Origin of the sequence: Priestia endophytica, assembly GCF_026790145.1 — a bacterium.
GTDB lineage: Bacteria > Bacillota > Bacilli > Bacillales > Bacillaceae_H > Bacillus_I > Bacillus_I endophytica_A.
In genome coordinates, this window is record NZ_JALAMS010000001.1 from 519,193 (window position 1) to 537,562 (window position 18,370).

At 35.6% G+C, this 18,370-nt stretch carries 24 protein-coding genes and 1 riboswitch; of the genes, 18 read left to right on the forward strand and 6 right to left on the reverse strand.

Going from position 1 to position 18,370, the window contains the following annotated elements:
- Positions 1-9: 9 nt before the first annotated feature.
- Positions 10-612, reverse strand: a complete 603-nt coding sequence (gene recU, locus MOC86_RS02650) for a Holliday junction resolvase RecU (RefSeq protein WP_268582588.1) — start codon at positions 610-612, stop codon at positions 10-12.
- Positions 613-738: 126 nt separating this feature from the next.
- Here recU and MOC86_RS02655 point away from each other — a divergent pair, with 126 nt between their 5' ends.
- Positions 739-1,701, forward strand: coding sequence for a DUF2515 family protein (locus tag MOC86_RS02655; protein ID WP_268582590.1), 963 nt, complete (start codon positions 739-741; stop codon positions 1,699-1,701).
- A gap of 42 nt (positions 1,702-1,743) precedes the next feature.
- Here the strand turns inward: MOC86_RS02655 and MOC86_RS02660 are convergent, their stop codons facing one another.
- Positions 1,744-1,902 carry a hypothetical protein gene (locus tag MOC86_RS02660; protein ID WP_161939292.1) on the reverse strand — a complete coding sequence of 53 codons (159 nt, stop codon included), beginning with the start codon at positions 1,900-1,902 and terminating at the stop codon, positions 1,744-1,746.
- 182 nt (positions 1,903-2,084) lie between these two features.
- Here MOC86_RS02660 and MOC86_RS02665 point away from each other — a divergent pair, with 182 nt between their 5' ends.
- The gene (locus MOC86_RS02665) at positions 2,085-2,330 is read left to right on the forward strand and encodes a hypothetical protein (RefSeq protein ID WP_268582593.1); all 246 of its coding nucleotides are present in this window, start codon (positions 2,085-2,087) and stop codon (positions 2,328-2,330) included.
- 50 nt (positions 2,331-2,380) lie between these two features.
- Entirely contained in the window at positions 2,381-2,740 is a 360-nt protein-coding gene (locus MOC86_RS02670) for a DUF1798 family protein (protein WP_268582594.1), read from the forward strand.
- Between the two features lie 67 nt (positions 2,741-2,807).
- On the opposite strand, the gene yppF is transcribed toward MOC86_RS02670, so the two are convergent.
- Complete coding sequence (gene yppF, locus MOC86_RS02675; protein WP_061803588.1) at positions 2,808-2,990, reverse strand: YppF family protein; 183 nt, start codon at positions 2,988-2,990, stop codon at positions 2,808-2,810.
- Positions 2,991-3,162: 172 nt separating this feature from the next.
- Here yppF and MOC86_RS02680 point away from each other — a divergent pair, with 172 nt between their 5' ends.
- The 5 genes from MOC86_RS02680 (at position 3,163) to MOC86_RS02700 (ending at position 7,708) form a co-directional block, all read left to right on the forward strand.
- Positions 3,163-3,534 carry a YppG family protein gene (locus tag MOC86_RS02680; RefSeq protein ID WP_019393053.1) on the forward strand — a complete coding sequence of 124 codons (372 nt, stop codon included), beginning with the start codon at positions 3,163-3,165 and terminating at the stop codon, positions 3,532-3,534.
- Between the two features lie 154 nt (positions 3,535-3,688).
- The gene (locus tag MOC86_RS02685) at positions 3,689-3,982 is read left to right on the forward strand and encodes a DUF3817 domain-containing protein (protein ID WP_019393054.1); all 294 of its coding nucleotides are present in this window, start codon (positions 3,689-3,691) and stop codon (positions 3,980-3,982) included.
- A gap of 118 nt (positions 3,983-4,100) precedes the next feature.
- Positions 4,101-4,736, forward strand: a complete 636-nt coding sequence (locus MOC86_RS02690; RefSeq protein ID WP_268582595.1) for an RIO1 family regulatory kinase/ATPase — start codon at positions 4,101-4,103, stop codon at positions 4,734-4,736.
- A gap of 496 nt (positions 4,737-5,232) precedes the next feature.
- Positions 5,233-5,342, forward strand: a riboswitch (SAM riboswitch).
- A 70-nt stretch (positions 5,343-5,412) separates the two neighbouring features.
- Positions 5,413-6,588 (forward strand): PLP-dependent aspartate aminotransferase family protein, encoded by a 1,176-nt coding sequence (locus MOC86_RS02695; protein ID WP_326847702.1) that lies wholly within the window; start codon positions 5,413-5,415, stop codon positions 6,586-6,588.
- Positions 6,542-7,708, forward strand: coding sequence for a trans-sulfuration enzyme family protein (locus tag MOC86_RS02700; protein ID WP_268582596.1), 1,167 nt, complete (start codon positions 6,542-6,544; stop codon positions 7,706-7,708). Before MOC86_RS02695 ends, MOC86_RS02700 begins: the two co-directional genes overlap by 47 nt.
- 33 nt (positions 7,709-7,741) lie before the next feature.
- Here the strand turns inward: MOC86_RS02700 and MOC86_RS02705 are convergent, their stop codons facing one another.
- Positions 7,742-8,002, reverse strand: coding sequence for a hypothetical protein (locus MOC86_RS02705; RefSeq protein ID WP_268582597.1), 261 nt, complete (start codon positions 8,000-8,002; stop codon positions 7,742-7,744).
- 80 nt (positions 8,003-8,082) lie between these two features.
- Positions 8,083-9,684 (reverse strand): APC family permease, encoded by a 1,602-nt coding sequence (locus tag MOC86_RS02710; RefSeq protein WP_268582598.1) that lies wholly within the window; start codon positions 9,682-9,684, stop codon positions 8,083-8,085.
- Positions 9,685-10,262: 578 nt separating this feature from the next.
- Here MOC86_RS02710 and MOC86_RS02715 point away from each other — a divergent pair.
- Positions 10,263-10,499: a hypothetical protein gene (locus MOC86_RS02715; protein WP_019393062.1), complete on the forward strand. Its 237-nt coding sequence runs from the start codon at positions 10,263-10,265 to the stop codon at positions 10,497-10,499.
- A gap of 46 nt (positions 10,500-10,545) precedes the next feature.
- Here MOC86_RS02715 and MOC86_RS02720 read toward each other — a convergent pair whose 3' ends face one another.
- Complete coding sequence (locus tag MOC86_RS02720; RefSeq protein WP_268582865.1) at positions 10,546-10,626, reverse strand: YjcZ family sporulation protein; 81 nt, start codon at positions 10,624-10,626, stop codon at positions 10,546-10,548.
- Between the two features lie 198 nt (positions 10,627-10,824).
- Between MOC86_RS02720 and MOC86_RS02725 the strand changes: the two genes are divergently transcribed.
- The 9 genes from MOC86_RS02725 (at position 10,825) to MOC86_RS02765 (ending at position 18,369) form a co-directional block, all read left to right on the forward strand.
- Positions 10,825-11,403 carry a molybdenum cofactor guanylyltransferase gene (locus tag MOC86_RS02725; protein ID WP_268582599.1) on the forward strand — a complete coding sequence of 193 codons (579 nt, stop codon included), beginning with the start codon at positions 10,825-10,827 and terminating at the stop codon, positions 11,401-11,403.
- Between the two features lie 79 nt (positions 11,404-11,482).
- On the forward strand, positions 11,483-11,998 hold the full coding sequence (gene mobB / locus MOC86_RS02730) for a molybdopterin-guanine dinucleotide biosynthesis protein B (RefSeq protein ID WP_268582600.1): 516 nt from the start codon (positions 11,483-11,485) through the stop codon (positions 11,996-11,998).
- Complete coding sequence (locus MOC86_RS02735; protein ID WP_268582601.1) at positions 11,979-12,455, forward strand: molybdenum cofactor biosynthesis protein MoaE; 477 nt, start codon at positions 11,979-11,981, stop codon at positions 12,453-12,455. Before mobB ends, MOC86_RS02735 begins: the two co-directional genes overlap by 20 nt.
- A complete protein-coding gene (gene moaD, locus MOC86_RS02740) occupies positions 12,448-12,678 on the forward strand; it encodes a molybdopterin converting factor subunit 1 (RefSeq protein ID WP_243513653.1) in 231 nt (76 codons plus the stop codon). Before MOC86_RS02735 ends, moaD begins: the two co-directional genes overlap by 8 nt.
- A gap of 2 nt (positions 12,679-12,680) precedes the next feature.
- A complete protein-coding gene (locus MOC86_RS02745; protein WP_268582602.1) occupies positions 12,681-13,904 on the forward strand; it encodes an ABC transporter permease in 1,224 nt (407 codons plus the stop codon).
- Between the two features lies 1 nt (position 13,905).
- Positions 13,906-15,057: an ABC transporter permease gene (locus MOC86_RS02750; protein ID WP_268582604.1), complete on the forward strand. Its 1,152-nt coding sequence runs from the start codon at positions 13,906-13,908 to the stop codon at positions 15,055-15,057.
- A complete protein-coding gene (locus tag MOC86_RS02755) occupies positions 15,030-15,776 on the forward strand; it encodes an ABC transporter ATP-binding protein (RefSeq protein WP_268582605.1) in 747 nt (248 codons plus the stop codon). The genes MOC86_RS02750 and MOC86_RS02755 overlap by 28 nt, the downstream gene beginning before the upstream one ends.
- A gap of 227 nt (positions 15,777-16,003) precedes the next feature.
- Positions 16,004-17,275 carry an ammonium transporter gene (locus MOC86_RS02760; RefSeq protein WP_124050337.1) on the forward strand — a complete coding sequence of 424 codons (1,272 nt, stop codon included), beginning with the start codon at positions 16,004-16,006 and terminating at the stop codon, positions 17,273-17,275.
- Between the two features lie 116 nt (positions 17,276-17,391).
- On the forward strand, positions 17,392-18,369 hold the full coding sequence (locus tag MOC86_RS02765; protein ID WP_268582607.1) for a DUF294 nucleotidyltransferase-like domain-containing protein: 978 nt from the start codon (positions 17,392-17,394) through the stop codon (positions 18,367-18,369).
- Position 18,370 lies beyond the last annotated feature (1 nt).

Consider the following 18,370-nt stretch of genomic DNA (forward strand, 5'->3'; position numbering starts at 1 on the left):
ATTAAGAAGCTAAATTTTAAAATAAAGCTCGTCAACAACCTTTAAATAGGGGATTCTAGGCTGAAATCCAAGTTCAATTAGATGTCCATCTTGTGCAATACTTTTTTTCGGAATGGACTTTCTCCCGCCTTTTTTCATGTCGTCCCACCATTTTAGAAGATGATATGCTTCATACAAGTATATTTCTTCCAAAGAAGAGAACATTAAAATAACGAAACAAATGCCATTTTGTTTCACAACATTGCTCATATGTTCAATTTGATGATCATGAAAGTTTTGAAGTGGGAAAGACGTTTTGTTTTTTGTTTCTTTGGCTTCAAAATCTAAATATTTTCCTTTGTAAACGCCGTTATAGTCCGTTGTTGAAGCTTGTTTAAAGTAAGCTTCTTTAATAACTGCAGCACTTCTTTTCGGATAGTTTACGTTTACAATTTGAATGGGCGTTGGCTTTTTGTGAACAACAGCAATGCTATGGTCTAAATAATAGCTGTTCGTTTCATTTAAATCATCTTCAAGCGTCATCCCACGATTGCTGTAAATATGATTTCCTTTTTGCTTAGTATGGTTTATCTCTGCTTTCTGATACGCGCGACCGTTTGGATATCGAATCATGAATGATTTCTCCCCCTTTAAATTTAACGCCCCACAAAAAAATATATTATATATCATAACAAAAATCATAAGTCCATAGTTACAAAAATATGAAAAAGGTCGTTTGTTAGAAAGGAGGGAACAGGGATGAACGAGCAGGAGATTGTTGATTATATTATAAAAGAAACGGAAAAAGCAAACATAGACAACATCTCAAGAACAGAGGCATACTATACATATTTTAAACGTCATGAAGAAATAGAATGGGCTTTCCTTGCAAGTATGGTATCCCGCAATGCAGGATGGAATATGTGTGATTTAGAAGGAGCGTATTTTTCTTTTGCTTTGAAGAAAAACCTAAGAAAACGTCTTTTTTTAACATATGAGCGTGCCAATTGGCTCATTTTCAAAGATGCATACCCACAGCTTTTACTTTATGAATTATCAAAAAAGAAGAAGAAGTCGCTTTTTTCATTGCTTTCTAAGTTCAATGTTCATTCTTTTATGGAAGAAGAGTGGACTCGTTTTTGGGAGGAAGGAAAGAAAAAAAGGCTCGTCCATGCGCTCATTGTGAATGAACAGCAGATTATCCAACAACCTGTTATTTCTCATCCTGTTTATCAGAAAAGAGTGTTTTCTCGTCCTTTTTTCAAACTTCAAGAAATGTTGCATTTTAGCTCCGTTTTATTTCCAACAATGCAAGGAGAGCTTTATGGTCTTTCTGTATATGATTTTTTAAAAGTTGAAGAGCGTATTGAACTAGGGATAAAGCTTTCAGAACTTCTTTTTCACAGAGAGCTTTTTACTTTATTTGATGATTTTGCTTCTTCAACTCCTCATACAGGGTCTCGTTATGATTATGAACAATACTTTAGAGAAAGAGGAAAAATAGCCACCCCATATCTTCGTTCTGTATTTAGACCTGTTGCTCATCATGAGACGCAGAGAGATAAATGGGTTGAAAGCAAAGAAAAGCTTGAAAGATGGCTAGTAGATACGCCTCTTGTTGAAATTGTGAACATTACAAGATGGTATAAAAAGAAACAAAGGACGCTTCACTTCTATATGTTAGTAGAAGGAAGAATTAAAGAGCTCATAAAAGGAAAATAAAAAAGGACCCCAACATAATGTTGATGTCCTTTTTTTATGATATTAAGTTGAAGGACGATTTGGTCCATCTTGTTTTTTGCTCATCTCTGTTGAGTTTCCTGCATCCATTTGTTGATCTGCAAGATTTTGAGCAGCGTTATGTTGTTTTTGAAGTGTTTGTTCAGTGCTGTCATTTGTGTTGTTTTCGAAACGTTCTTTCATTGATATCCACCTCCAATCGTTAGTATGGTCGATTATCTGAAAATCATACATTTTAGAAAATGTCGAATAACAGTTAAAAAGAAGATTTATTTAGCGAATCAAAACTAGTTTTGTCAGCGAAAAAGGGAGGGAAGAAAAAAGAAAGAATACATAGAAGAACATAGCGTAGAGGAGGAAGACAAATGAATAAAAAATGGGTTCGTAAAAGCGAGCTATTAGGTCTTTTGGATCAGGCGATTGTAGGTTTAGACGAAACTGAAAAAGAGCTAGGAAGACGAGTAAGCGAAAAAGCGAAAGAACAGCTCGCTGCGTCAGAAGAAATGCTGTCTTCAATCAAAGCCTCTCTTTTAGAAATCGAAAAAGCAGTTGATGAACTAAAATATGTAAAAAAGTCTGAATATCGCATTGCTATCGCAGAACCAATTTAATGTTACAACTTTTTATTTCCATGTTACAATAACCTCTTAGAGGTGATTTGATGTCCAACGTTTATAAGCTTACTGAAAAGCTTCTATCTTATAATGAAGAAGCTTCTAATAGATTAAAGGTTGTAAAAGCGAAAGAACAATCAGCAGATTTTTATGAGGAAGTAAAGCCATATGCTGAAACGTTTTTTTCATTGCTTGATGAATGGGAAAAAGCTATAAGGAAATGGATTCTAGAGATGAAACCAAAATATGTTCATTTTACTCAAGTTGATGCAGCAACTGAGAACTTACACAATGTTATTTTGCAATCGTTCCATAAAGATACAAGAGCTAAACAATTTAGCAAAATGTATATATCAAATAAGTACTTTTTAGAATCTATTTTAGCAGAAAGAGAAAAAGGAGCTTAATAAAAGCTCCTTTTTATAGGAAATATAAAAAAAGAGAGCGCTTACTTTATTAAGCGCTCTCTTAGTATTAAGGAAAAGTTAAATTAGTTGCTCCATCTTGTTCAAGTGCATACATCACTTTCTTGTACTCGCTAAGACTCAATTCCCCTTTTAAATATTTGCGTCTAGCAAAATCGAGTAGCTGATCGTGATTTTCTGGTTCACATTGTTTTACGTCAACAAAACGGTTACGAAGTGTTTCAACTGTCATTTTAAACTCCCCCTTACCCCTTTTTTATAGTTTAACACAATAATCGGCAAGTTCCTTTTGTTCGAAAAATTTAGAATTCCGACAAAAAATGACAAAAAACGATAAATTCCGTATTCACGTCTGCCTAGGCTGTTTACATAGTATAAGAATGAAAAGAGAGGGGGAAGAACGGATGAGAAGAGTTCATCAGTACAGATATGCACCTATTCAAAATTACGGAAATCCCTATTTATATCAAAGTCATCCATATGTAAACAACACTCAATTTGTAGATGTTCCTTATACTCCTAACATGTACAATCAACATATAACAACCGGTGGATACATGCCACAGCAGAATATGTATGAACAAGGTCAGCCTCACTACTATCCTAAGCAGTGGATGCAAACAAAAAGTCAGCCACCGCAAATTTTAGCACAGTTTAAGAACAGCGATGGTACGTATAATATGGATAAAATGATGAATACAGCAGGTCAAATGATGAACGCTGTTAACCAGCTATCAACGGTTTTTAAAGGTGTTACGTCGATTTTTAAAGTATAGGAAAAAGCCGGGTATTCCCGGCTTCTTAATGTCATGAAACTGTCACAGGAACAAGGTGATAAAAGATTTGTAACTTTGGTATACTAAAAACGTAAGCACATAAAAAATGAATTTGGACATACATAAATAAAAACAGTACAAAGGAGACGATAATATGATGAACTCTCCACTCGGTGGAATGAGGTTTGTAGGACTCATTGAAGGGCTTTCTCTCTTAGCTCTTTTAGGAATTGCAATGCCGCTTAAGTATATGGCAAATATCCCTGAAGTTGTAACAGTTGTTGGTTCTATTCATGGGGGATTGTTTGTTTTATATATTTTAATGGTTGGTTATGTCACGATGAAAGTACGTTGGTCATATAAATGGATTGTAAGTGCTTTGTTAGCATCTGTTATTCCATTTGGTAATTTTATTTTAGATACAAAGCTACGCAAGTTCTCAGCTTAAAAAAGTCATCTCAAAAGAGCTTTTACCAAAGGTAAGAGCTCTTTTTTTTAGAAGCATATTATTATGGAAAGTGTGAAATTTGTAGTATGTTTGAAAAAAGAGTGAAGGGGGAAAAAATGTGAGGAAAGCTTCAGAACTCGTAGAGGAAGTTAAGTTCCAAAAAAAAGGCTCTTCATATTCTCTTATTCACCTGCCAAGAGAATTAAAAGTAATAGGAACAGGGAGAAGTGCGTGGGCTTTTAAAGTGAAAAATGAAAATAAAGTGATTAAACTATTTTTTCCTTCTTTTGATCACTTAGCGCAAAAAGAGGGAGAAGTGTATGAAAAATTATCACATTCTCTCACTTTTCCTGAAATATATGAAGTTGGGCCAAACTATATTGTAATGGAATATATTAAAGGCAAAACGTTTTATCAGTGTTTAACAACAGGTGTGAGAATTCCTACAAAAGCAATTGAAGAGGTTGAAAAAGGACTTGCCTTTGCACGCTCGAAAGGATTAAACCCTTCAGATATTCATTTACACAATCTTATTCTAACGCAGGATAAAGAAGTTCGTATTATTGATGTTGTACGCTATACTCAGAAGAAAACATGCTATCAGTGGCGCGATTTAGCAAGAGCATATCGCTATTTTTATCAAAAATCTTATTTCCCAAAAAAGTTTCCAAAATGGTTTTTAGAAGCAATTGCTTATTTATATAAATACTGCAAACGTCTTAGTCAGTATCGAAATAATAAGGAGCTGAAATAATCATGGGAAGATTGAGCAAAATTATCAGATTACTGAAGAATCCTAAAGTCCAAAGAGCTATTAAAAAAGGTGTTCCAATTGTAAAAAAAGAGCTTCAAAAGCGTAAAAAGAGATAGAAAGGAACAAACTCACAAGATTAGATGTTCCTACGTTTGTCTATAATGATAAAAATAAGATAGAGGAGGAATAAGGCAATGGACTTTCCTTTATATGAGGCAACCAAAAGCGTAGCAGAATACAATGAACTAGTGAGTGAAAGATTAAGAAGATGGGACTGTACTGTATATTCCATCACTGCTTTTTTATATGAGTAAAAGAAACAGCAGAGACATTTGTTTCTGCTGTTTTTTTAATATATGCTTAAAACCAGATATAGTAGAAAACCCTTTTGAATAGTGTGTATATTTAACCTTTTTAGAAAACTTCGTTGACAAACACTCATATTTTTACTAAAGTAAGATTAATTACTTAACAAAATCAATGAATTATAAATTTACTCTTATCAAGAGTGGCGGAGGGACTGGCCCGATGAAGCCCGGCAACCATCAAGTAATATACTTGAACGGTGCCAATTCCTGTAGAACAAATTGTTCTTACAGATGAGAGATTTCGGATTAGCCGCTCTTTCATTTGTAAAGAGTGGCTTTTTTATATTGAGGAAGAAAGGGAGAATATTATGCGTATTGAAACAGAGTTAGTAAGGTCAGGAATGAAAAGAGATGCTGCAACAGGTTCACTTACAACGCCAATTTATCAAGCATCTACGTTTGAACACCCTCGTTTAGGAGAAAGTACAGGTTACGATTATTCTAGAACAGCCAATCCTACTAGAACATCGCTTGAAGAAGCAATTGCGGTTCTTGAAAAAGGAGAAGTAGGAGTTGCTTTTTCATCAGGTATGGCTGCTATCTCAGCCATTTTCCTTCTTCTTGAAAAAGGCGATCATCTTATTATCTCAAAAGACTTATATGGTGGAACATATCGTATTCTTGAAGATATTGTCAAGAAAAATGATGTAGAGGTTACATATGTTAACACTGAAAATTCAGAAGAGATAAAAAGAAATCTGAAAGAAAATACAAGAGCTCTATTTATTGAAACACCAACAAATCCACTTATGCACGTTACAGATTTGCATGAAGCAATTGCTATTGCAAAAGAACATGATCTTCTAACAATTGTTGATAACACATTTATGTCTCCATATCTACAGCAGCCACTTGTACTTGGTGCAGATCTTGTTGTACATAGTGCAAGTAAGTATATCGGCGGACACAATGATGTTATTGGTGGACTTGTTGTTAGTCGATGTCGTGAGCTTGGTGAAAAAATTCGCTTTTATCAAAATGCTATTGGTGCCATTCTTGGACCACAGGAATGTTTTCTCCTTCTTCGTGGCTCAAAAACATTGGCATTAAGAATGGATCGTCATGAGGAAAATGCTTTGAAAATTGCTCAGTGGCTTGAAGAACAAGATTTGATTGATAAAGTATTTTATCCAGGATTAGAAAGTCATCCAGGCTATAACGTAATGAAGAAACAAGCAAAAGGCTTTGGAGGAATGCTTTCCTTCTCTGTAAAAGAAGAAGCACTAGTGCCTTTCTTATTAGAACATCTTCAAGTAGTTACGTTTGCTGAGAGCCTAGGAGGCGTTGAAACATTAATTACGTTCCCTGCACGCCAAACACATGCCGATATCCCAGAGGATGTCCGAAATGAAATTGGAGTAACAAATTGCTTGCTTCGCTTATCAGTTGGTATTGAGCATGGAGAAGATTTAATTCAAGACTTTAAGGAGAGATTTGATGAGTACAAAAGATCAGAAGTTCAGCACAAAGCTTATACACGCTAAAACTCACGTTGAAGAGCCATTTGGTTCTGTCAATGTGCCTATTTATCAAGTAACTACGTTTAATCAGCAAAAAAATAACCGCTACGATTATTCTCGATCAGGTAATCCTACACGAGAAGCTCTAGAACATACTGTTGCATCTTTAGAAAACGGAACGTATGGCTTTGCTTTTTCATCAGGTATGGCTGCTATTTCTTCCGTTTTATGTTTGTTAAAAAGTGGAGACGAAATTATTGTTTCACACGATGTATATGGGGGAACATTCAGAGCGGTTACACAGCTCTTCACTAATTTTAATATTAAAGCTGTGTTTGCTAATACAACAGATATTAAAGAAGTAGAACAACGTATTACAGAAAAAACAAAAGCGATTTTATTTGAGACTCCATCAAATCCGTTCTTACACGTAACAGATATTAAAGAAATTGTGCGCCTTGCAAAAGAACATGATTTATTTACGATTATGGATAACACGTTTATGACGCCATACTTACAAAAACCGCTTGATAAAGGCGTAGATATTGTCGTTCATAGCGCAACGAAATATCTTGGAGGTCACAGTGATGTTGTAGCTGGAGTTGCCATTACAAATAGCGAAGAGTTTGCTGGGAAAATTGGGTTTGTACAAAACGCTTTTGGAGCGATTTTAAGTCCTAATGATAGCTGGCTTCTATTAAGAGGCATTAAGACACTAAAAGTACGTCTAGATCAGCAACAAAAATCAGCTTTAGAGCTTGCGCAGTGGTTAAGTGATAACTCGCAAGTAGATGAGGTGTATTATCCAGGACTTCCATCTCATCCACAGCACAAATTAGCAAGTGAGCAAGCAAGTGGCTACGGGGCTATCATTTCCTTTAAATTAAAAGATAAAGAAGTAGCAAAAGAGACGCTTAATCATGTTGTTCTCTCTTCAGTTGGGGTAAGCCTTGGAGCAGTAGAGAGCATTTTAACGCATCCTGCTACGATGACTCATGCAAGCATGCCTTTAGAAGATAAAGAAGAACGAGGCATTACAGAGCATCTTCTTCGTATTTCAGTTGGCCTTGAAGATATTGAGGATTTAAAAGAAGATTTAAAACAAGCATTTGAGAAAGCGGAAAAGGCTTTTTCATATAAATAAAAAATAAACGTCAAGGAATTCATTCCTTGACGTTTATTTTATCGCATCATAAATTTGTTCATACAAAGCTTTTAATGCTTTTTTCGTCTCATTTTCTAAAGAGGACTGTTCAATTCGAGTAAGGGCGGTTGTAAGCTGAACTTCTTTTGATTTACGAATACGAGGGTGCGACCATGCTGAACTTAAATCTTCTTTTATAAGCTCTTTAAGTTTTTCTTCAGCTTCTTTATAGGAAGAAAGCTGGCGGTTGTTCCAAAGAGATAAATAAGCTTTTAATAAGCCTTCATAGTTCATTTTAATAGCTCCTTTGTGAAAAATAAAAGCTGCCAGAAGGCAGCTTTTATTTTAACTTTATTCAGTTTGCGAAACAAGCTTTATTTAGCAGGTTCTGCGTTAGCTTCCGTTTTCTCTTCAGGTGTAGGCTCATCATTATCAATAATTGCTTTTGGTAATCCACTATATTTAGCCCAGTAGTAAATAGCTAGTGCTACTACAGTGACAAGAATTAAGTCTACAGGATTTTTTAATGTCTCTGTTCCTCCACCAAATGAACCAAGGTAAGAAATAACAAGCATGATAATGTAATAAGCAATTAACCACCAAGCAGATTTTAATTGTTGTGCTAAGCTTACTTCTTTTATTGGTACATATTTAGAGAAGATAAGGTATAGAACAAACATAACAAGCTGAGAACCTAATAACCAAGAGTTTGTTTTCCATCCTGACCAATATACGATAAAGCTTGCAAAGATAAATGAAAGGGGTGCAATAATACTCATACCTTTAAGCTTAAACGGTTTTTTTAGGTCTTTTGCATTTACTGTAAATGCAGCAGATGAAATTGGAGCTACTACATATGAAAGAATAAGGGCAACCGAACAAACATTAACAAGCGCGTCCCATGATGGGAACGGTAATGTCCAGAATACAGATAGTCCGAATGAAAGCCATAGAGAAGAACGAGGAATTCCTGTTCCTTTGTCTACTTTTGAGAACGTTTTGAAAAGTGTTCCAGTACGTGACCATGCATAAACGAGACGAGATGCTGTATTCATAAAGATGTTTCCACTCGCTCCTGGAGAAACAACAGCGTCTAACACAACAATGACAGCTAACCAACCTAAACCTAATGCAATGGCAATATCTTTAAACGGAAGTGAAAATTTATCGGCAATTTGCGCCCAATCGTTACCGATCATATCTGTTGGAATACTTCCAAGGAAAAGAACTTGCATTGCTGTATAAATAAGAGCTGAAAGAATAATACAAACAACTAACGCAATCGGAATGTTACGCTGTGGGTTTTTAACCTCACTTGCGATTGAAACAATTGGATGTAATCCAAGATAAGCAAACATTACGCCACCTGTTGCAATTGCTGTTTGAACTCCTTGTCCACCAAATGGGGCAAACCCAGCTACTGAGAAGTTAGCTGATTTAAAATGGAAAGCAAGAATAACGATAATTGTGACAGGAACTAAATATTTGAAAACTGAAATAATAGCGTTTGCTTTTGTAAATGCTTTAACACTCCAGTAATTCAGTAAGAAAAATAGAGCGAGTAAAGCAAACTGCAACAGCCATCCAATAACAGTTGGTGACTCTGAATTAGCTTTTGTTAATCCTGGGAACCAGAACGCTAAATATTGACGAACTGCCGTTACTTCAATCGAAACTAAGCTTGTATAGGCGATAATCGTTACAAAAGAAATGAGATACCCAACTAACGGACCGTGTGAATATACTGGGTACCGAAGAATTCCACCTGTACGAGGTAATGCTGCCCCGAGCTCAGCATAAACGAGACCAATTAAAAGAATAATGGCCCCCCCGATTAACCAAGCAAGACTTCCTACTGGACCTGCTTTTGAAGCAACACTACTTACAGCAAAAAGCCAAGCTGAACCGAAGATTGCTCCCAATCCAATAAGAATAAGATCAAACAATGATATGGACTTTTTAAAATTTCCAGACATCAACTTCCTCCTTAAAACATTACAAAACTTACGACTAATGTGGTTTATAAGAACATAAAATCTTTTTACTTATTTTCTCGCAATGATGTGCTCATTACGCGTGAAATAAAATGGAAAGTTTTCGGTTCCTCCTCTCTCGAGATATTGAGAAGAGTACGGTAGTTCAATATCTCCACAACTCTGTAATTTTTTTCACATTTTTCTTCTTACGTCATATTGACACAAAAACAAAAATATGAATAAATCGCTTATGGTTTCTAAACCTAACAAAATATTACCCATTGTTCAAGGTTCTAAACCTATTGTTATGAAAAATGAAACTTTGTTGCACCGCTTGCTGTATATGATGTAAGCGCTATCTTTAATTAATTAAAATAAAACTATTCTGACATTTATTTTTTAAAATATTTTGTTTTGCTGTAAAGAGAAATGTGTATGCGTTTTTATCTATAAAACGAAAGAAATATTCTAGGACAACCGATGTTGTTCATATGTATGAAAATAAGCAGAATATAAAGGAGGAGACTATTATTTCACAACGTGAGGAGAACCAACGAGATGGGCAAAAAAGAGGGTTTGTGAAAAATACGTCAAATGAAGTAAATGAGCTTTTTCATAAAACAGTTGACACAGCAAACAATATTGTTAAAGGTGTATCTGGAAAAGGTGGATTAGTTGGAAAGGTAACAGATACATCTTCGAACATTTTGAAAGGAACATCAAGTAAGGCAAACGAAATGATTGGGAAATCTGCAGATACAACTGGGAAAATGGTTAAGAAGACTAAAAATAAATTTTTTGGTCCTAAAAAATAAAAAAGGAGCCTATGAGCTTACAAGCGCTCATAGGCTCTTTTTCTTCTTAGTAAGTGTAAGAAGTACCGACGATGATAAGCAAAATGAACAAAACGACAATTAATGCAAAGCCAGAATTAAAGCCCATTTTATTGCCCTCCTTTGTTTCTAAAGTAAATCTAACTTCCCTCTTTCTCTCTGTACTTTTAGCTTATGCAGAAGAACATAAAACGTATAGGTTAATGAATTAGACAAGTTGCCCGTTTTTATGAAGCAACCTTAGATGAGTGCATTGAGGTACTGAAAAAACTGTGACATAATCAACTAAAAAAGGAAGGAGAATTCTATGGACATAGCAGGGGTGTTACTAGTAGGAGGAGAGTCTAGACGTTTTGGAAGACAAAAAGCTTTTGCTCATTGGAAAGACAAAGAATTTTATCAATGGTCATTTGAAGCCCTTAATGAAGAAACGCAAAACACAGTAATTATTAGTCATCCATCCCTTGAAGAAAAATTAAAAATGATGTATGACCAAGTGTATCTAGATGATTTAAAATATCGTGGAAAAGGACCTCTTGCAGGCTTGTATACGGGAATGAAAAAAATAAAAGCAAACTGGTACGCTATTCTCCCTTGTGATACACCAAATATAACAGGGGATGAGCTTGCTGAATTAAAAGAACTCAGAGACGAACGTTTTGATGCAATTGTTCCTGTGATAGAAGGAAAAAAGCAGCCGCTAATCGCTCTTTATCATAAAAGAACGCTTCCTTTTATTATAGAGAATCTTGAGGAAGGGAACTTGAGAATGAACAGTCTTCTAGACTCGATTTCTGTTCTTTTTGCTAACAACCTTAAAAGTCCTTCTTCTGCTTTTCTTAATATTAATGATCAAGATACTTACCAAAAGCGTCGTTCTTTTTAAAGGGAAGGGAATACAACGTTATTTAGATCATTTTCATGGTAAACTAGAAGAACGATTATACATAAGAGGAAGTGATTTTATGGCCCATATTTTGCAGGTTGTAGGCTATAAAAATAGTGGCAAAACAACACTGGTAGAAAAAATCGTTTCTTATTTAAAAAAGAAGCACGTGCGTGTTGCCACTATTAAACATCATGGTCACGGAGGAGAACCCTATAATGTAGAAGGAAAGGATAGTGTAAGACATCGCCTTGCTGGTGCTGATGTCTCGGGAGTAGAAGGAGGCGGTCTTTTTTCACTTTCCATCAAAAAAGAAAAATGGACGCTTGATGAGCTTATCGAACTTTATCGTCTTTTTTCTATTGAAATGATTATTGTAGAAGGGTATAAAGAAGAGGCATATCCTAAAATCTGTTTAGTGAAAAATGAAGAAGATGTACATATGCTTAAGAATCTATCGAACGTGTTACTTGTTTTAACATGGGGGCCAATTCCCAAGGGACCTTATCCTGTATATTCTATTCATAGCAATGAGTTTACTGAATGGTTAGGTAATTATTTTAAGGAAGTGATGAATGATGAATCAACTATTTGAAATTGTGCGCGAACCGATTGAGCCAAACAAAGTAATGGAGAAAGTGATGAGACGTGAAGCAGGAGCCGTTACAACTTTTATTGGTACAGTAAGGGAATTTACAAAAGGAAAGCGTACGCTGAAGCTAGAATATGATGCATATGACAAAATGGCGGTTAAAATGCTTAAGAAAATTGGCAAAGAAATAGAAGAAAAGTGGGGAGATGTAAAAGTAGCGATTACGCACAGAATCGGAATGCTAGATATTTTAGATATTGCCGTTGTTATCGCTGTTTCAACTCCTCATCGACGTGATGCATACGAGGCGAACGAGTATGCAATTGAACGAATTAAACAAATTGTCCCAATCTGGAAAAAAGAGTTTTGGGAAGATGGGGAACAGTGGATTGGAGATCAGCTTGAAACAATTCCATATCCAGATGGAAAGCCTCAGAAGGAAGGAGAACAGAATGATTAAAATTTTACTTTTTGCACGCTTGCAAGAACAAGTAGGAAAGTCAGAGCTTCATGTGCAATATAGTGGTCAAACGGTTGGAGAACTTAAAGAAATGCTTCAAAAGAAATATGATTTCCTATTGGATAATGTAATGGTAGCTGTTAACGAAGAGTACGCTTTTGACGAGGAAAAGTTATCTGAAAACGACGTTGTTGCTTTTATACCACCAGTTAGCGGCGGGTGAACATGATGAAGCGGACAGGCACGTTTTTTTCACTTTCTTTTAAAATACTTTTAAAAAACTGGCGCATGACAATTTTGCTTTTGCTCATTCCGCTAGCCCTTGTGGCAACTCTTGGCGTTACATTTAGTGCGCTATTTCACAAGGAAGAGCAAGTTAAGTCATTTTCGGTTAGCATTGTTGATGAAGACAATACGTTTGAAACGCAATTTATTCTTCAGCAGTTTACAGAAAATGAAGAATTACATAAATTAATTACGCCAATTGAAACAGATATAAATGAAGCAAATAGTCTCTTAAAGAGAAATACAATAGCGGCCATTATTATTGTGCCCGAAGGATTTAGTGAAGGATTAAAAAATGGAGAAAATATTCCTGTTGAAGTAATAGGAAACAGCAGAAGACCTCTTCAATCTGAGCTTGTTGCCTATCTTATGAAGAGCGCGGCTGACTTTGTTTCAGCATCACAAAGTGGAATAAATACTGTATATAAATTTTCAGAAGATGCTGGTTTTTCGGAAAGTGAGCTTGAAAAAGAATTTAGATCTTCTCTGATTTCGTTTTCTTTTCACGTTTTAGAAAGGAATGAAGCTTTTTCTCATGATGTTGTAAAGGGATTGTTCAGTCAAAATGTCATTCAGTACTATGCGATCTCTTTTTATGTGTTGCTTATTATGTTTTGGAGTTATGGAGGGCTATTTTTGCTACGAACAAAGCAAACAAAAGCATTAAATCATCGTTTTGTTTCACGTCATATCTCACTCTTTTCCATTAGTATCGGAAAAGGTTTTGCTTTGCTTCTTCTAATTAGTATATGTTCGCTTCTGATTGGAGTGCCTATCTTTGAAAGTCTCGGATTAAAAACAGTGGAAAATAGCTGGATTTTTGGAGGTTTAACCGTAATTTCAGCCTTTTTCTTTATAAGTTTATTTATCCTGATCGAAGCATTAACAAAACGTATTCAATTTTATCAACTATTTGGACTCTTTTTTATGATTGTCAGCGCTCTTTTAGGAGGACATCTTATCCCACCTGTCTATTTTCCAGAAGGACTTTTGTGGCTTGAAGCGTATTATCCGAACTCTATGATTTTAAAATCGTTTCTTGCCTTATTTAGTGGAGAAGAGTATAACCATTTTCTAAAATCCTCTCTATCTCTTCTTTTCCTTTCATGTGCTTTTCTAGCTCTAACGTTGATGAAATTCAAGTTAGGAAGAGGGGAGAAGTAATATGAGATTAATAGGATTAAATATTAAACAAATGCTAAAAAAATGGACAACGTGGCTGCTTTTTCTTTTCCCTGTTCTACTTGCAGTAGGAGCTGGAGGGATGATCGAAAAGCAGGGAAGCGAGATTGGAATTCCAATCGTTTTTGTTGATAAAGATAACAGTACCTCGTCAAAACTTGTTGTGGATCGGATGAAAAAGCAAGATCTTTTAGACGTTTCAACAGCAACGCAAAAGGAAGCTTTTCGTCGTTTAGGACAGAATAAAGTAGATAGCGTTTTTATCATTGAAGAGGGATTTGAGGAAAAAATAAAACTCGAAGAAAGAGAGGGTGTTATTAAGCTAGTTTCTACACCTTCATCTCTTACTTATCGCATCGTTCGTGAACTTGTCGCAAGCGAAGTGACCCGTCTGACAAGCAACGCAAAGGCTGCTAACCGGGTTATCGCTATTTATGATAAGAGAAAAATAGATATAGACAAGGAAGAAATTTGGAAAGATGCATATCGTTATTCAGACGACCAGTGGGAACCAGAACCACTTATGACAATCCAGTATAAACAAGAGGGAGAGAAGTTCGGCAATAGCGAAACTAAAGGGAGTTTTAATTCTTATCTAGGACTATGGAGCTTCTCAGTATTGCTTCTTTGTTTTATTATGAATGAATGGGTTTTAAAAGAGCGGCTTTTGTTTTCGAGAATGAGAACAACATATAAAGGACTCACGGCCTATCTTTACGGGAAATTAGGATCACAACTTCTCTTCTTGTTTGGAAGCACCGCATTATCTTTTGGTGTCTTGTTATACTTTCACCATATTACAATGAATATAAAAGTATTAGTAAGTATGATCATATTTACTTTGTTTTCTAGTATGTTAAGTATGTTTATGGCAAGCTTTATCCGTTCTAGTGGAAACTATTATTTGCTATCTTTTTTAGTTGTAATGATGATAAGCGCTTTTGGTGGAAGTTTCTTTCCGCTCAGTGATTTTTCACCTTCTTTAGGACATATATCAGCTTGGATGCCTCAATCGCTTTTTGTAAAAGCATCTTTTGCTCATGAGTATTATTATAGTTTTAGTGCTTTTATAATCGGAATAAGCGTGATTTTATGGGGAGGAACAGTATGGAAAATACAGAAACAGAAAAGATAATTGTTATAAAAGACGTGTATAAAAAATATAAAGGAAGAATGGCGTTAAAAGGGGCCTCACTTTCCATCCGCAAAGGGGAAATCTTTGGACTTCTTGGTCCAAACGGAGCGGGAAAGTCTACGTTGTTATCGTTGCTAGCAACCATTGTCTCGCCATCTAAAGGCGCGATCACTGTTCAAGGACTTGATCTTCGAAAACATAAGAAAAAAGTACGGGAACAGATTGGCTATGTTCCTCAAGACTTAGCTCTATGGGAAGAGTTTACGGTAAAAGACAACGTAAAGTTTTGGAGTAAACTCTCAAAACGTAAAAAATCGAAGGAAGAACTTTATAAACTATGTGAGAAAGTAGGGCTTGGTGACAGGTGGAATGATAGAGTTGAAAATCTATCAGGTGGAATGAAGCGAAAGCTTAATATTGGAATTGCCCTCATTCATGAACCATCTATTTTAATTATGGATGAGCCAACGGTTGGAATAGATATTCAATCTAAGTTTGAAATTAATCGTTACGTGAAAGAGCTAGCTGCTGAAGGAACAACAATTATTTATACAACACATGATATGAGTGAGATTACAACCATTTGTCACCGCATGGGAGTTTTAAAAGAAGGAAGAATGGACTTTATCGGAACAATTGAGGAAGCTAAGTACAATGCAGAAAATGAAGGTTGGAATATAAAGAACCAAGAAGAGTTAATTTATCACATATTAAAGTAAGCAAGGATTGAATGTTCAATCCTTGCTTTTTTGTATGTAAACAATTTATACATTTTCAAATGAATTGAAATTGTGTAAGAAGTTCTGACATCATAAAACTGAAAATTTAAAAAATGGTGTTGACTTTTCTTTCTAATGCTATAAAATAAAATTAAATCATTAAATGTAAGGAAAAGTAACACTTAATGTAACTAAAGAGATTTGTGATGAAAAAAGGGGGCAATCACATGGATATGGAATTTTTGATGAACAGCGTTTGGGTTATGCTTGGAGCAATTTTAGTTATTTTTATGATAGGTGGATTCATTCTTCTTGAAGCAGGATCAACGCGAATGAAAAACGCCGGCCATATTGCTGGGAAAACAATTTTTACATTCGGCATTTCTTCCCTTGTCTTTTGGGCAGTTGGATTTGCTTTTATCTTTGGAGATAATGCAAACTTTCTTGTTGGTTTATCTCACTTTTTCTATTCCGGTTATGAAATTGAAGGGCAAGGACTTTCAACGGCTGTATTCTTTGTCTTTCAATTAGCTTTTGCTGGCATCTCGTTAACTATCGCGCTAGGTGGGTTTGCAGAGCGAGCAAAAATGTCGGTTTATTTTATCTTCTCTATTTTATTTGCGGCACTTATCTATCCGGTTGTTGCGCATTGGATTTGGGGCGGAGGTTGGTTAGCTGAGCACGGTAAGCAAGACTTTGCTGGATCAACGGTTGTTCATTTAACAGGCGCTATGGCTGCGCTAGCAGCAACGATTCTTTTAAAACCCCGTATTGGCAAATATAATAAAGACGGTTCAGCAAACAACATTTATGGTCATAACCAAGTGTTTACAGCTCTAGGAGTGCTCATTTTATGGGTAGGATGGTTCGGTTTTAATGCGGGAAGTACAGTTTCTGTAGCAGATGGCTTTTTTGGATTTGTTGCTCTTAATACAAACCTTGCTGCTGCAGCTGGAGCTGTTGCTGCATTTCTTATCTCATGGCTTGTGCTTGGAAAATCAGATGTTCCAACTATCTTAAACGGCGCATTAGCAGGACTTGTTGCCATTACGGCCTCTTGTGCATTTGTTGACACGTGGGCAGCTGTTGTTATTGGTTTCATTGGTGGACTTATCGTATTTTATAGTGCACGTTTCTTTGAAAGAAGACGTATTGATGATCCGATTTTTGCTTTATCTGTTCACGGTGTAGCGGGGGTTTGGGGAACATTATCAACGGGATTTTTCGCAACGCCTGAACTTGCTACAGTTGGAAAACCAGGTTTGTTCTACGGTGGTGGATTTGACCAACTTGGCGTTCAATTCACAGGTGTAGCTGTTTCTGCTCTTTATGCTTTTGTTGTTTCTTTCATTATTTTAGCTATTGTTAAAAAAGTAATGGGAGGACTTCGCGTAACAGAAGAGGAAGAAATTATGGGATTAGATATGAGCGAGCATGGGAGCTATGGATATCCTGAAGCCTTTACAACTCAAAAAGAAAACAATAAGCTTAGTTCATAAAGAAAGAGAAAACTTTGCAATAAATGAAAGAAAATCCTCCATAAAAGAAAGTGGAGGATTTTCTTTCATTTCAATAGAAAGTGTTCCCTTTTAGTATAAGAAAAGGAAGTGGCACAGTGCAAAATGAAGCTCAGTACAAAGAACTAAAAGAATGGCGTTCCGAACACATTCAAGCTTATTTGACAGATAACAAGAAGTTAAATCAATTTCACGATGAGCTGATGAGAAAGGTGTTTAACAAAGCTTTTCAAACGATAAAAAAGCAAAGTGGTGAACCACCATGTGCTTTTTTATGGTTTGTAGTCGGAAGTGCTGGAAGGCGTGAACAAGGTGTTGCAAGTGATCAAGATCATGGACTTGTATATGAGACGAAAAGCAAAAAGTATGAAACATATTTTAAATCTCTTGGAGAAGAACTTTCATTTGGTTTAAATGAAGTTGGCTATCCTTATTGCGAAGGAAATGTAATGAGTTCAAATAAAGTATGGAGAAAATCGTTAGAGGAGTGGGAAGAACAGCTTCTAGAATGGATGGATTCACAAAGTTGGGAGAGTATGCGCTATTTGCAAATTTTCTATGATGCTCGCTCCCTTGTTGGAGAAGAGAAGTACATCACAACATTAAAAAACAAAGTGCATGATTTTAAAAAAGAACATCCCACATTATTAAGGCGTTTTTTAGATAATATGATGCATGTGAAAAAAGCGGTTGGTCCATTTGGGCAAATCTTTGTTGAAGATAATGGGGCACATAAAGACTCTATTCATATTAAAAACGCTGCTTTTATGCCATATGTAAACAGCGTTCGTCTTTTATCAATTAAGGAGGGTATTCATGCAACGTCAACTTTAGAAAGGCTCTCTGAACTTTGCTTGTTTCCTTGCTATAAAGAGCTGAAACCGTACTACGAGGATTTTGAACGACTGTTAAGCTATAGAGTCTCGCTTTTTAAAGCATCTACAACATATGATGAAGTACATTACTTAAATATTAAAAAGTTGAGCAAAGATGAAAAAAAAGAAGTAAAGCACATTTTGAAGAATGGGAGAAAGCTACATGAATATGTACAAAAGATTATCAAAAAAGGATGTTAGA

What these genes read in the sequence shown, in the direction of transcription:
- MOC86_RS02670 (WP_268582594.1), top strand. Translation starts at nt 2,381, where the DNA reads ATGTCCAACGTTTATAAGCTTACTGAAAAGCTTCTATCTTATAATGAA.
- MOC86_RS02700 (WP_268582596.1), top strand. Translation starts at nt 6,542, where the DNA reads ATGAGTACAAAAGATCAGAAGTTCAGCACAAAGCTTATACACGCTAAA.
- moaD (WP_243513653.1), top strand. Translation starts at nt 12,448, where the DNA reads ATGATTAAAATTTTACTTTTTGCACGCTTGCAAGAACAAGTAGGAAAG.
- mobB (WP_268582600.1), top strand. Translation starts at nt 11,483, where the DNA reads ATGGCCCATATTTTGCAGGTTGTAGGCTATAAAAATAGTGGCAAAACA.
- MOC86_RS02750 (WP_268582604.1), top strand. Translation starts at nt 13,906, where the DNA reads ATGAGATTAATAGGATTAAATATTAAACAAATGCTAAAAAAATGGACA.
- MOC86_RS02760 (WP_124050337.1), top strand. Translation starts at nt 16,004, where the DNA reads ATGGATATGGAATTTTTGATGAACAGCGTTTGGGTTATGCTTGGAGCA.
- yppF (WP_061803588.1), bottom strand. Translation starts at nt 2,990, where the DNA reads ATGACAGTTGAAACACTTCGTAACCGTTTTGTTGACGTAAAACAATGT.
- MOC86_RS02685 (WP_019393054.1), top strand. Translation starts at nt 3,689, where the DNA reads ATGATGAACTCTCCACTCGGTGGAATGAGGTTTGTAGGACTCATTGAA.
- MOC86_RS02745 (WP_268582602.1), top strand. Translation starts at nt 12,681, where the DNA reads ATGATGAAGCGGACAGGCACGTTTTTTTCACTTTCTTTTAAAATACTT.
- MOC86_RS02695 (WP_326847702.1), top strand. Translation starts at nt 5,413, where the DNA reads ATGCGTATTGAAACAGAGTTAGTAAGGTCAGGAATGAAAAGAGATGCT.
- recU (WP_268582588.1), bottom strand. Translation starts at nt 612, where the DNA reads ATGATTCGATATCCAAACGGTCGCGCGTATCAGAAAGCAGAGATAAAC.
- MOC86_RS02680 (WP_019393053.1), top strand. Translation starts at nt 3,163, where the DNA reads ATGAGAAGAGTTCATCAGTACAGATATGCACCTATTCAAAATTACGGA.
- MOC86_RS02705 (WP_268582597.1), bottom strand. Translation starts at nt 8,002, where the DNA reads ATGAACTATGAAGGCTTATTAAAAGCTTATTTATCTCTTTGGAACAAC.
- MOC86_RS02725 (WP_268582599.1), top strand. Translation starts at nt 10,825, where the DNA reads ATGGACATAGCAGGGGTGTTACTAGTAGGAGGAGAGTCTAGACGTTTT.
- MOC86_RS02655 (WP_268582590.1), top strand. Translation starts at nt 739, where the DNA reads ATGAACGAGCAGGAGATTGTTGATTATATTATAAAAGAAACGGAAAAA.
- MOC86_RS02710 (WP_268582598.1), bottom strand. Translation starts at nt 9,684, where the DNA reads ATGTCTGGAAATTTTAAAAAGTCCATATCATTGTTTGATCTTATTCTT.
- MOC86_RS02735 (WP_268582601.1), top strand. Translation starts at nt 11,979, where the DNA reads ATGATGAATCAACTATTTGAAATTGTGCGCGAACCGATTGAGCCAAAC.
- MOC86_RS02755 (WP_268582605.1), top strand. Translation starts at nt 15,030, where the DNA reads ATGGAAAATACAGAAACAGAAAAGATAATTGTTATAAAAGACGTGTAT.
- MOC86_RS02720 (WP_268582865.1), bottom strand. Translation starts at nt 10,626, where the DNA reads ATGGGCTTTAATTCTGGCTTTGCATTAATTGTCGTTTTGTTCATTTTG.
- MOC86_RS02665 (WP_268582593.1), top strand. Translation starts at nt 2,085, where the DNA reads ATGAATAAAAAATGGGTTCGTAAAAGCGAGCTATTAGGTCTTTTGGAT.
- MOC86_RS02660 (WP_161939292.1), bottom strand. Translation starts at nt 1,902, where the DNA reads ATGAAAGAACGTTTCGAAAACAACACAAATGACAGCACTGAACAAACA.